The 12,530-nt window shown below is 74.8% G+C and carries 7 protein-coding genes; 2 read left to right on the forward strand and 5 right to left on the reverse strand.

All coding sequences use genetic code 11. From position 1 onward, the window contains the following. Positions 1-120: 120 nt before the first annotated feature. The 3 genes from GA0070621_RS15115 to gltB all read right to left on the reverse strand — a co-directional run bounded on the left by GA0070621_RS15115 (position 121) and on the right by gltB (position 8,312). Entirely contained in the window at positions 121-1,764 is a 1,644-nt protein-coding gene (locus GA0070621_RS15115; protein WP_091196013.1) for an MFS transporter, read from the reverse strand. Between the two features lie 220 nt (positions 1,765-1,984). Continuing rightward, the gene (locus GA0070621_RS15120; RefSeq protein WP_091196015.1) at positions 1,985-3,502 is read right to left on the reverse strand and encodes a glutamate synthase subunit beta; all 1,518 of its coding nucleotides are present in this window, start codon (positions 3,500-3,502) and stop codon (positions 1,985-1,987) included. Further along, positions 3,495-8,312, reverse strand: coding sequence for a glutamate synthase large subunit (gene gltB / locus GA0070621_RS15125; RefSeq protein WP_091196018.1), 4,818 nt, complete (start codon positions 8,310-8,312; stop codon positions 3,495-3,497). The genes GA0070621_RS15120 and gltB overlap by 8 nt, the downstream gene beginning before the upstream one ends. A gap of 146 nt (positions 8,313-8,458) precedes the next feature. On the opposite strand from gltB, the gene GA0070621_RS15130 reads away from it, so the two are divergent. Beyond that, the gene (locus tag GA0070621_RS15130; RefSeq protein WP_091196021.1) at positions 8,459-9,304 is read left to right on the forward strand and encodes a GNAT family N-acetyltransferase; all 846 of its coding nucleotides are present in this window, start codon (positions 8,459-8,461) and stop codon (positions 9,302-9,304) included. A 48-nt stretch (positions 9,305-9,352) separates the two neighbouring features. Here GA0070621_RS15130 and GA0070621_RS15135 read toward each other — a convergent pair whose 3' ends face one another. Beyond that, positions 9,353-10,540, reverse strand: coding sequence for an FAD-dependent oxidoreductase (locus GA0070621_RS15135; RefSeq protein ID WP_091196023.1), 1,188 nt, complete (start codon positions 10,538-10,540; stop codon positions 9,353-9,355). Between the two features lie 11 nt (positions 10,541-10,551). Further along, positions 10,552-11,721: a prolipoprotein diacylglyceryl transferase gene (gene lgt, locus GA0070621_RS15140; RefSeq protein ID WP_091196026.1), complete on the reverse strand. Its 1,170-nt coding sequence runs from the start codon at positions 11,719-11,721 to the stop codon at positions 10,552-10,554. 104 nt (positions 11,722-11,825) lie between these two features. Here lgt and GA0070621_RS15145 point away from each other — a divergent pair, with 104 nt between their 5' ends. Continuing rightward, a complete protein-coding gene (locus GA0070621_RS15145; protein WP_091196030.1) occupies positions 11,826-12,413 on the forward strand; it encodes an NUDIX hydrolase in 588 nt (195 codons plus the stop codon). Positions 12,414-12,530: the final 117 nt, after the last annotated feature.

The following is a 12,530-nucleotide window of genomic DNA, read 5'->3' on the forward strand; positions in this document are numbered from 1 at the left end:
GGCAGCGTAACGATGATCTTCGTGCCGCCTGGGTCCCGGACGGGCATGACCTCGCTCACCCGGGGGCAGAGATCACGCTCGATCGTGGAAGTTAGTGGCCTACCGCGCCACGCGAGGCCACTACATCCCGGATCGGGCGTGACCTTGGGGTGCCGGCGCCAACCCGGCGAGGGCGCAGTCCGCCGCGTGGGCCACCGTCGCCCGGGAGCGGCGCCGGGACCGGTGCGGCGCGCAGGCCGCGCACTCCCGTGCCGGGCGGACGGACGGACCGGCCACGAGACGCCCGGACCGGGGACGCAGCCCGGCGAACCGCGTACCGGCCGGCCGTGGTCCCGCCGGGCGGCTCGCCGGAACCGGGACGGGGCCGTCGGCGGTCGCCGGACGGGCGGCACCAGCGGTGGCCGGGCGGACGACGCGGGCGGCGGTGGCCGCGAAGCGGCGTACCGGGCGGCGCACGGCGGGCGCGTTGAGCACCAGGGTGAGCCGGCGCCGCAGCCGCCGCTCGCGGAGCCGGTCGAGGGACGCCCCGGCCGCGACGGTGGCGACCGAGGTGAGCACGCCGGCCAGCACCAGCGTCTGCCGCGGCCCGGCATGCTCGGCGAGCCAGCCGAGCAGGGGCGCGCCGACGGCCGCGGAGATCGAGCCGGTGACCGCCAGGGCGGCCAGCACCCGGCCCCGCATGGCGTAGTCGGTGTCGAGCTGGGCGCGGGCGCCGACCGTGGTGTCGATGATCACGGCGGCCGCCGCGATGGGCAGGATCACCGCGGCGAAGCTCAACGTGCCGGGGGCCAGCCCGGCGACGATCTGCCCGGCGCTGGCCAGCAGGCCGGCCCCGACCAGGACCCGGTAGCCGAGTTCCCGGCGGCGGGCCGCCACCAGCGCGCCGAGCACGGTGCCGACCGCGAAGACGGTGGAGAGGAAGCCGTAGCCGGAGGCTCCGGCGCGCAGCGGCCCGTCGCTCATCGCGGCCATGGTGACCTGGTAGTTGCGGCCCAGGCTGCCGAGCACGAAGGACAGCGCCAGGGCGACCAGTACCACCGGCTGACGCAGCAGATAGCGGAAACCGGCCCGGATGCCGCCGTCCACCGGGGACGCGTCGGCCTCCGACGACTCCAGTTCGGCGCGTCCTGCGCCGCGCCGCGACCTGGAGCCGTCGTCCACTGCGCCGGTGTGCCGCTCCTGCTCACGTACGGCGAACAGGGCCGCGACGACCGCGACGAAGCTGGCGGAGTTGATCGCGAAGAGCAGCGCGGGGCCGACGACGGCGACCACGACGGCGCCGACGCTCATGCCGAGGATGCGGCCGGCGGAGTTGGTGAGCGAGCCGAGGGCGAGGGCGTTGCCGAGGCTCGCCCGGTCCACCAGGGTCGAGCACCAGCGGCCCATCACCGGGCCCTCGATCGCCGAGACCGCACCGGTGGCCAGGGAGATCGCGTAGATCGCCGGCAGGCCGCCGGCGCCGGTGACGGCGACCAGGGCCAGCCCGGCGGCGAGGGCCGCGTGGACGCCCTGGGCGACGATCAGCAGCGGCTTGGCGGGCAGCCGGTCGGCCAGCGCGCCGCCCCAGACGCTCAGCACCAGGCTGGGCAACGCCTGCAACAGGACGGTGAGGCCCATCGAGGTGGCGGATCCGGTCTTCGCCAGCACGTACCAGTTGACGCCGAGGACCTGCATCCAGGTCCCGACGACCGACACGAAGCCGGCGGCGGCCCAGATCCGGTAGTTGCGGTGGCGCAGCGCGGCGAACGTGGCGCCGAGGGCCATGAGGATTTCCTGTCCAGGTGATGACACGACGAAAGCCGGACCTCGCGGGTCCGGCCAGCCGCCAAGTCTGACCGCGCGCACACCGCATCGCCGCACTTCGTGAGGCGTCTCACGGGCCGCGTCCGGCATCCGGGGCGGGCCGGGCAGGAAGCGGACGCGGAGCCGGCCGCCCTGGTCCGGGCCGGTTCGACCCGGACCAGGGCGGCGTGACCGCGACGGGTCAGCGGGCGGCGAGCGGCTCCCGGGCCGGGTCCACCGGCGCGGGCAGGGCACCCACCCCGCCGAGGTACGCGTGGATCGCCGCCGCGGCGGCCCGCCCCTCGGCGATCGCCCAGACGATCAGCGACGCGCCCCGGTGCATGTCCCCGGCGACGAAGACGCCGTCGGCGTCGGTCTGCCAGTCGGGGCGGGCGTCGACCGCGCCCCGGGCGTTGCGGGTCACCCCGAACTGGTCCAGCAGCGGCTGCTCCTCGGTGCCCTCGAAGCCGATGGCCAGCAGCACCAGGTCGGCCGGCAGCTCCCGCTCGGAGCCGGGCAGCACGGTGACGATCCGCCGGCCGTCCCGCTTCTCCACGGTCACCTCGGCGATCCGTACCGCCCGCACCTGGCCGGTGCCGTCGTCGACGAACTCCTGCACCGCCGCGGCGAAGACCCGCTCGCCGCCCTCCTCGTGGGCCGGGTAGTCGCGCAGGATCCACGGCCAGGTGGGCCACGGGTCGCGGGCGGCGTCCCGGGCGGCCGGCGGCTCGGGGTAGCGGTCGAGCTGGTGCACGCCCGCCGCGCCCTGCCGGTGCGCCACGCCGAGGCAGTCGGCGGCGGTGTCGCCACCGCCGATGATCACGACGTGCTTACCCGCCGCGTCGATCAGGGTGCCGTCCGGCATCCTGGGCGGGGCGGGCCGCCCGTCACCCGCCGCGGCGACCACACGGTTGGCGGCCACCAGATGCTCCATCGCCTGGTGTACGCCGCGCAGCGCCCGGCCCGGCGTCTCCGGGGTGTCCCGGCCCTGCAACGCGCCGCAGGCCAGCAGCACCGCGTCGTGCTCGGCACGCAACCGCTCGGCGGTCACGTCGACACCCACGTTCACCCCGGTACGGAAGACCACGCCCTCGGCGGCGAGCTGGGCCAGCCGCCGGTCGATGTGCTGCTTCTCCAGCTTGAAATCGGGGATGCCGTACCGGAGCAGGCCGCCGAGCGCGTCGTCCCGCTCGTACACGGTGACGGCGTGTCCGGCGCGGGCCAGTTGCTGCGCGGCGGCGAGCCCGGCCGGGCCGGAGCCGACCACGGCGACCGACTTCCCGGTCGGGGCCGCCGCCGGGCGGGGACGCAGCCCGCCGCGCGCCACCGCCGCGTCGGCGATCTCCACCTCGACCTGCTTGATGGTGACCGGCTGCTGCCCGCCGAGGCCGAGTACGCAGGCCGCCTCGCAGGGCGCCGGGCAGAGCCGGCCGGTGAACTCGGGAAAGTTGTTGGTGGCGTGCAGCGAATCCACCGCGGCGTCCCAGTCACCGGTCCGGACCAGGTCGTTCCAGTCCGGGATGCGGTTGCCGAGCGGGCAGCCGGCAGTGTCGCTGTGGCAGAACGGGATGCCGCAGTCCATGCAGCGGGTGGCCTGCTCGCGGATCAGCTCCTCGCCGGCCGGCGGGTACACCTCGCGCCAGTCCATGATCCGCACCGGCACCGGCCGGCGCGCCGGCAGCCGCCGGTCGTAGCGCAGGAAACCGTTCGGGTCAGGCACGAGCCACCTCCTGGGCGACCGCCCGGGGGGCGGGCGGCACCGGCGTAGACGCGTCGGACGGCACCGACTGTGATGCCGACGCGTCGGACGACACCGACTGTGATGCCGACGCGTCGGACGGCGCCGACTGTGATGCCGACGCGTCGGACGGCGCCGACTGTGATTCTGCGGCGGCTGGCGCCGCCAGTGCGCTCATCACCGCGTCGTCGACGTTGTGGCCGGCGGCTTCGGCGGCCCGCATGATCTCCAGCACCCGGCGGTAGTCCCGGGGCACCACGGTGGTGAACTCCTCCACCGCCTCCGGCCAACGCTTCAGCAACTCCCCGGCGACCGCCGAGTCGGTCTCGGCGAAGTGCCGCTGGACGAGGTCGTGCAGCACGTCCCGCTCCTCGTCGCGCAGCGGCGACAGGTCGACCAGTTCGGCGTTGACCAGCCGCCGGTCGAGCCGGTGCACGAACGCGGTGCCACCGGACATGCCGGCGGCGAAGTTGCGTCCGGTCGGCCCGAGCACCACCACCGTGCCGCCGGTCATGTACTCGCAGCCGTGGTCGCCGACGCCCTCTACGACGGCCACCGCGCCGGAGTTGCGTACCGCGAACCGCTCGCCGACCCGGCCGCGCAGGAACAACTCGCCGCCGGTGGCCCCGTACAGGATGGTGTTGCCGGCGATGATCTGGTCCTCGGCCCGCTCCCCCGGCCGGGCCGCGCCGTCCGCGAAGGGCGCGGCCGGGTCCGGACGGACGATGATCCGCCCGCCGGAGAGGCCCTTGCCGACGTAGTCGTTGGCGTCGCCGTGCAGCCGCAGGGTCACCCCGGGCGGCAGGAACGCGCCGAAGGACTGACCGGCGGTGCCGCGCAGCAGGAACTCGATGGTGTCGCTGGGCAGGCCGACGCCGCCGAACCGGCGGGTCACCTCGCCGCCGAGCATCGCGCCGACGCTGCGGTGCTCGTTGCGGACCGCCACCACGGCCCGGACCGGTTCGACGTCGGCCGCCTCCGCCCGGGAAGCCGCCTTTCGCAGCGCCGGCTCGGCCAGGGCGATGAGCTGGTTGTCCAGGGCCAGCTCCAGGCCGTGGTCCTGGGCCCGGATGCCACGCCGGGCCGCGCCCTCGGGCAGCTCGGGCAGGTGCAGCACCCGGCCGAGGTCGAGCCCGTGGCCCTTCCAGTGATCGATGGCCGGGGTGACGTCGAGCAGCTCGGTCTGCCCGATCGCCTCCTCGACGCTGCGCAGGCCCAGCTCGGCGAGGTAGCCCCGGACCTCCTCGGCGAGGAAGAGGAAGAAGTTCTCCACGAACTCCGGCTTGCCGGTGAAACGCTCCCGCAGCACCGGGTTCTGGGTGGCGATGCCGACCGGGCAGGTGTCCAGGTGGCAGACCCGCATCATCACGCAGCCCTCGACGATCAGCGGGGCGGTGGCGAAGCCGAACTCCTCCGCGCCGAGCAGCGCCGCGACGAGCACGTCCCGGCCGGTCTTGAGCTGGCCGTCGACCTGCACGGTGACCCGGTCGCGGAGCCTGTTGAGCAGCAGGGTCTGCTGCGCCTCGGCCAGGCCAAGCTCCCACGGGGTGCCGGCGTGCTTGAGCGAGTTGAGCGGGGAGGCGCCGGTGCCGCCGTCGTGCCCGGAGATCAGGATGACGTCGGCCTTGAGCTTGGCGACGCCGGCCGCGACGGTGCCCACGCCGACCTCGCTGACCAGCTTGACGTGCACCCGGGCGGCCGGGTTGACGCACTTGAGGTCGTGTACGAGCTGGGCCAGGTCCTCGATGGAGTAGATGTCGTGGTGCGGCGGCGGGGAGATCAGGCCGACCCCCGGGGTGGCGTGCCGGGTACGCGCGATCCACGGCCAGACCTTGTTGCCGGGGAGCTGGCCGCCCTCGCCCGGCTTGGCGCCCTGGGCCATCTTGATCTGGAGGTCGTCGGCGTTGACCAGGTATTCACTCGTCACGCCGAACCGGCCGCTGGCGATCTGCTTGACCGCCGAGCGGCGCTGCGGGTCGTGCAGCCGCTCGACGTCCTCGCCGCCCTCGCCGGTGTTGGACTTGCCACCGAGCCGGTTCATCGCGATCGCGAGGGTCTCGTGCGCCTCCGCCGAGATCGACCCGTACGACATGGCGCCGGTGGCGAACCGCTTCACGATCTCGGCGGCCGGCTCCACCTCGTCCAGCGGCACCGGTGGGCGTACGCCGGTGCGCAGGGTGAACAGGCCGCGCAGCGAGCCGGCCCGGGCGGCCAGCTCGTCGACCTTCGCGGTGTACCGACGGAATACGTCGTACTGGCGGCTGCGGGTGGCGTGCTGGAGCAGGAAGACCGTCTCCGGGTTGAACAGGTGCAGCTCGCCCTCGCGGCGCCACTGGTACTCGCCGCCGACCTCCAACCTGGCGGACGGCTGTGCGCCGGGGGCCGGCCAGGCCAGGGCGTGCCGGGCGGCCACCTCGGCGTGGACCTCGGCCAGCCCGATGCCGCCGATCGTGCTCGGGGTGCCCCGGAAGTAGCGTTCGACCAGTCGGGTGTCCAGGCCGACCGCCTCGAACACCTGCGCGCCGCAGTACGACGAGACCGTCGAGATGCCCATCTTCGACATGATCTTCAGGACGCCCTTGCCGAGCGCCTTGACGTAGTTGCGGACCGCCTTCTCCGGATCGACGCCAACCAGGGACCCGGTGGAGATCATGTCTTCCACCGACTCGAAGGCCAGGTACGGGTTGACCGCCGCCGCGCCGTACCCGATCAGCACGGCCGCGTGGTGCACCTCGCGGCAGTCGCCGGACTCCACGATCAGCGCCACCTGGGTACGCGTCTGCTCGCGGACCAGGTGCTGGTGCACCGCCGCGGTGAGCAGCAGCGACGGGATCGGGGCCAGGTCGGCGTTGGAGTCCCGGTCGGAGAGCACCAGGATCCGCACGCCGTCCTCGATCGCCTCGGAGACGTGCCGGCAGATCTCGGTGAGCCGGGCCTTGATGCCCTTCGCGCCCTCCCGGATCCGGTAGAGGCCGGAGACCCGGACCGCCTTGAAGCCGGGCAGGTCGCCGTCCTCGTCGATGGAGAGGATCTTGGCCAGCTCGTCGTTGTCGATCACCGGATAGGGCAACACGATCTGCCGGCAGCTCGCCGGACCCGGGTCGAGCAGGTTGCCCTCCGGCCCGATGGTCGACGCCAGGCTGGTCACCAGTTCCTCCCGGATGGCGTCCAGCGGCGGGTTGGTGACCTGGGCGAAGAGCTGGTGGAAGTAGTCGTAGAGCAGCCGCGGCCGGGTGGACAGCGGGGCGATCGGGGTGTCCGTGCCCATCGAGCCGATCGGCTCCGCGCCGCTGCGGGCCATCGGGGCGAGCAGGATCTTCAGCTCCTCCTCGGTGTAGCCGAAGGTCTGCTGCCGGCGGCGTACCGAGTCGTGGGTGTAGACGATGTGCTCGCGCGGCGGCAGCTCGTCCAGCTCGATGAGGCCGGCGTGCAGCCACTCGCCGTACGGCCGGGCGGCGGCCAGCTCCGTCTTGATCTCGTCGTCGTGCACGATCCGGCCGGCGACGGTGTCGACCAGGAACATCTTCCCGGGCTGGAGGCGGCCCTTGGCGACCACGGTGGCCGGGTCGAGGTCGAGCACGCCCGCCTCGCTGCCCAGCACCACCAGGCCGTCGGCGGTGCGCCACCAGCGGCCGGGACGCAGGCCGTTGCGGTCCAGCACCGCGCCGACGATCTCCCCGTCGGTGAAGGCGACCGAGGCGGGGCCGTCCCAGGGCTCCATCAGGCTGGCGTGGAAGCGGTAGAAGGCGCGCTTGTCGGCGCGCATGTCGTGATCGTTCTCCCACGCCTCGGGGATCATCATGAGCACCGCGTGCGGCAGGCTCCGCCCGGCCAGGTGCAGCAGTTCGAGGACCTCGTCGAAGTTGGCCGAGTCGGAGGCGTCGGGGGTGCAGACCGGGAAGACCCGGCGGATGTTGCCGGGGAGGTCGGGGCTCCGGAGCAGGGCCTCTCGGGCCTGCATCCAGTTCCGGTTGCCGCGGATCGTGTTGATCTCGCCGTTGTGGGCGATGAACCGGTACGGGTGGGCCAGCGGCCAGGACGGGAAGGTGTTGGTGGAGAACCGCGAGTGCACCAGGGCGACCGCGCTGACCACCCGCTCGTCGGTCAGCTCGGGATAGAACGCGGGCAGCTGGTCGGGGGTGAGCATGCCCTTCCAGACCATGGTCCGGGCGGACAGCGACGGGAAGTACGCGGGTACGCCCCGCTCGGCGGTCTCCCGCTCGGCCTGCTTGCGTACGCAGAACGCCACCCGGTCGAGGTCGAGCCCGGTGAGCGGGGAGCCCGCCGGGCCGGCGGGCGAGGCGGTGAGCCGCCGCGCGGCGAGGAACAACTGCCGGACCCGGGGCATCGCCGCCAGGGCGGTCTCGCCGAGGCCGCTCGGGTCGGTGGGCACCTCCCGCCAGCCGAGGACCGCCGCCCCCTCGACCAGGGCGTACTTCTCCACCACCAGGCGGGCCCGGGCCTCGGCCGCGTCGTCGTCGGGGAGGAAGACCAGGCCGGTGGCGTACTGGCCGACGGGCGGCAGCGGAAAGTCGGCGACCGCGCGCAGGAACGCGTCCGGCACCTGGATCATGATCCCGGCGCCGTCACCGGTGTTGTGCTCCGCGCCCCGGGCGCCTCGGTGGTCCAACCGGCAGAGCGCCGCGAGACCGTGCGCGACCACCCCGTGCGAGCGGCGGCCGTGCAGGTCGGCCACGAAGGCCACCCCGCAGGCGTCGTGCTCGTGGACGGGGTCGTAGAGCCCCGTCTTCTGGGGGGCCGGCCGCGGGCTGAGAGGGTACGGAAAGGCCACCGGGCCTCCTGTCGTCACTCAGTCGGATCTTGTTTCGGGACGACGTCGGCCCTTGCTGGCTTATTGAGTCTACGTTAGGGCGAGTGGCGCAAGGCCAGTGCAGATTGATCACACATTCCAAAGTCTGGGACGTGTAGTCTCGCGCGGTGGATGTCGTACGCGCTGACGTACTCGACCGGTTGGAGCGCTTCTACGACGCGGTGCCCCGGGACGGCGCCCGTGTCGAGGAGTACGGCGCTCTGGTGCTCTTCGTCCGGGACGGCGCCGGCTGGCCGTTCTACGCCCGCCCCCGGCGGGACGCGACCACGCCGCCCGCGCTGGCCGACGTGACCGCCGTCCGGGCCCGGCAACGGGAGCTGGGCCTGCCGGAGGCGTTCGAGTGGGTGCACGAGACCACCCCCGACCTGCTGGCGGTGGCCCGCTCGGCGGGGCTGTCCGTGCTGGAGGCGCCGCTGATGGTGCTGGACCCGGACCGCCTGCCCGACCCGGCGACGCTCAGCGACGTACCGGTGCGGGTCCTCGACCCGACCGACCCCGGCTTTCCGGCGGACGTGGCGGCCCGGCGGGCCGTCGCGGCGGTCGGCTTTTCCAACGGCGGCACCGGGCGGGGCGAGGCCGGTCCGGCCGAGCGGGACGCCGCCGTGCCCCGGCTGGACGTGGCCGCCCTGGACGAGGAGGCCGTCCGGATCGCCGACGGGCGACGGATCTCCGTGGTCGCCGAGACGCCGGACCAGGGCCCGCTGGCCAGCGGGATGGCGATGCGGGTCGGCGACGCGGCGGAGATCGCCGGGGTGGCCACCCTCCCGGCGGCCCGCCGGCGCGGCCTCGGCGCGGCGATCACCGCCACCCTCGCCCGCGAACTGCGCGCCGCCGGCACCGACCTGGTCTTCCTCTCCGCCGGCAGCGAGGAGATCGCCCGGGTCTACCTGCGGGTCGGCTTCCGTCGGGTCGGTACCGCCTGCATCGCCGAGCCCGCCGCCCTGGTCGGCTGACCGGGCCGCGGCGGGGCCCGACGGGGACGGCCGCCCCGGGCGGCCCGATCAGGTGGGCGGTTGCCAGGAAGCGGCGGCCGAGGCGGCCGTGTTGCGCAGCCGGGGGCTGATCGTGCCGAGGGCGGCGTCGCGGGCCCGCAGCGCCAGCCGGCCCCGGGTCTGCAGGACGGCCGACATCCGCCGGGTCTGCCGCACCATGGTCGCCGCGCGGGGCCGGCGCAGCCGGTCGTACGCGGCCACCGCGTCGGGCAGCCGGGACTCGCGCAGCAGCGCGGTGAGCGTGGCCGCGTCCTCGAAGGCGAGGCAGGCGCCCTGCCCGAGGTGCGGCGGCATGGCGTGCGCGGCGTCGCCGAGCAGCACCACCCCGCCCGGCCCGGCCGGGAAGCCGTACGCCCGGGGCAGCGGGCGCAGCTCGCGGATCTCCTGCTGCACCAGGTCGGCCGGGTCGGTGGCGGCGAGCAGCTCGGCGATCGGCGCGGGCCAGCCCGCGTACCAGCGCTTGAGCAGGGCGAGCTGGGTCTCCGGCGGCTCCGGGCGGGGCGCGCCGGCGGCGGTGGCCACCCAGTAGATGCCGCCCCGGCGAGAGGCGCCCGCGGTGCCCCGCTCGCCCAGCGAGGCGGCCACGAAGCGGTAGCCGGCGCCCAGCGTCTCCCCGAACACCGGCTGGTCGACGGCGAGCTGCGGGACCCGGTACCAGGGGATGACGGCCCGCCAGGCGGCGCAGCCGGAGCTGACCACCGCCGCCTCCGGCGCGAGCTGCCGGCGGATCTCGCTGTCGGTGCCGTCGGCCGCGACCACCAGATCGGCGGTCACGGTGTGCCGACCGTCACCGACCGCCGGGCGCTCCCCGGAGACCGCCCGCACGCTCCGCACGGTCACTCCGGTACGCAGCTCCACCTGGTCGCCCAGGCCGGCGATGAGCGCGTCGTGCAGGTCCTCCCGGTGCACCACCACCGGCATCCGCTCGGCCGGGGTGGGGCGGGGCTGCACCAGCCAGTGCCCGTCGGGGCGGCGTACCCCGCCGTCGGGGAGCGGGGTGGCGATCGCGTCCAGCCCGGCGCCGAGGCCGAGGGCGCGCAGCGCGCGTACCCCGTTGGGCCAGAGCACGACGGCGGTCGGCTCCGGGCGGACCCGGTCGGTCCGTTCGAGGAGGGTGACCCGCCACCCGGAGCGGGCCAGCGCACCGGCCACCGCCAGGCCACCGAGGCCGGCGCCGACCACCACCGCGGTACGCATTGCTCCCCCGCTCAACTGTCCCGGTCGCGGACCGCCGCCGGGGCCTCGTCGCCCGTCTCGGCACCGGTGCGGGCGCCCGCCTCGGCGCGGGGCTCGGCGTCCGCCGCGGTCGGTTCGTCGACGTCCGCCTCCGGGACCGCGTCGGCCGCCGGCGGCTCCTCGTCGGGAACCGCGCCGGTCTCCTGGTACGCGCGGAACTGCTCCTCGTTCACCACCCGGTAGCCCTCCGGGACGACCTTGCGCGGCCCGGTCTCCTGGGCGGCGAGGTCGACCTGCGACACGTCGCCGCCGGCGGGCGGGACCGGGGTGGCCGGGGTGCCGAGCGGGATCAGGTACTCGCGCGGCCCACGGACCCGCACGAAGTAGGCCAGCGCGCCGAGGAAGACCAGCACCGCGGTCCACACGTTCAGCCGCAGGCCGAGGATGTGGTTGGCCTCGTCGGTGCGCATCATCTCGATCCAGAACCGGCCCGCCGTGTAGCCCATCACGTAGAGCGCGAACGCCCGGCCCCGGCCGAACCGCAGCTTCCGGTCGAGGAAGTAGACCAGGGCGGCGACGCCGACGTTCCAGAGCGCCTCGTAGAGGAAGGTCGGCTGGTACAGGCCCGGCTGGAGGACCGGGTTCCCGGCGTCGTCGCGCAACGCGTGGCCGGGATTGTCCGGATCCATCACGTGCACCTGGAGGCCCCAGGGCAGGCTGGTGCGGCCGCCGTACAGCTCGTTGTTGAACCAGTTGCCCAACCGGCCGACCGCCTGGGCCAGCGGCAGGCCCGGCGCCAGCGCGTCGGCCACCACCGTCAACGGGATGCCGAGCTGGCGGGCGGCGATCCAGGCGCCGAGCGCGCCCCCGGCGACCGCGCCCCAGATGCCGAGCCCGCCCTCCCAGATGGCGAACGCCTTGAGCGGCTCGCCACCGGCGCCGAAGTACTTCTCCGGCGAGGTGATCACGTGGTAGAGCCGGGCGCCGACGATGCCGGCCGGCACCGCCCAGACGGCGATGTCGAGCACCGCGCCGGGGGCCACACCGCGCCGGCGCAGCCGGTACTCGGTAACCACGCAGGCCACCACGATGCCGACGATGATGCAGAGCGCGTACGCCCGGATCGGAATCGGTCCGAGCTGCCAGACGGCGGTGGCGGGGCTGGGCAGGGCCGCCAGTGGGGTCATCGGGGCGAGGGTCACGGGTGAACACGCTACCCGTGCGGAGGGTGCTTGCGGCACCCCCGGTCCGGCCCGCTTCGCGGGTCGGCTGACTTCTGCTTTGCCCCGTCGTACGCTGTTTTTCCATGAGCGCGCTCATCTGGGCGGTCGCCGCGGTGGTCACGGACCAGGCCGGTCGGGTGCTGCTCTGCCGGCGCTCCGGAGGCGGCCGGCGCTGGGCGTTGCCGGGCGGGCGGCTGCGCCGCGACGAGAGCCCACTCCCGGCGGCGGCACGCGAGATCCGCGCGGAGACCGGCTGGCAGGTCGAGCTGGTCGACCTGGTGGGCCTGTACCGCCTCGGCGACCCCGGCACCTCCCCGCCGCCGCCCGGCCGCTGCGGGCCACCGCCGGACGTGCTGGTGCACGTGTTCCGCGCCCGGGCCCGCGGCGACGGGCCCGCCGGCACCCCGGTCGGCGGCTGTCAGCTGGGCTGGCACCCCCCGGACGCGCTCCCCGAGACGCTGACCCCGATCACCCGCGCCGCCCTCGCCGACGCCCTCGCCGGCCGGTCGGGGCTGCTACGGGAAGCGCCACCGGAAACCGTGCCGACCGTCCAGGACGGCGCAGCGGGCTCGATCGGGGGCGGGGGCGCGCCACCCGGACAGCGGACCGCCGACCCGTTCGGGACCGGCCAGGGGCCCCGCCTGATCGGCGGTGTCTCGGAAGGGCGGTGACCCCGGTCCACGGCGACCCCGGTCGACAGCCTCGCGGTTGATCGGCGCGGGCGGGGTGACTGACTCAACAGCTCCTTCGGAGCTGATGTCGCATCCGACTCAGCCGGGACCTCGCGG

The sequence above is a fragment of the Micromonospora narathiwatensis genome (genome assembly GCF_900089605.1).
In the GTDB taxonomy this organism is placed as follows: Bacteria; Actinomycetota; Actinomycetes; order Mycobacteriales; family Micromonosporaceae; genus Micromonospora; species Micromonospora narathiwatensis.

Bases quoted from the DNA above. Each gene is read 5' to 3' on its own strand.
- GA0070621_RS15115 (WP_091196013.1), bottom strand. From the start codon at position 1,764: ATGGCCCTCGGCGCCACGTTCGCCGCGCTGCGCCACCGCAACTACCGG.
- GA0070621_RS15135 (WP_091196023.1), bottom strand. From the start codon at position 10,540: ATGCGTACCGCGGTGGTGGTCGGCGCCGGCCTCGGTGGCCTGGCGGTG.
- GA0070621_RS15145 (WP_091196030.1), top strand. From the start codon at position 11,826: ATGAGCGCGCTCATCTGGGCGGTCGCCGCGGTGGTCACGGACCAGGCC.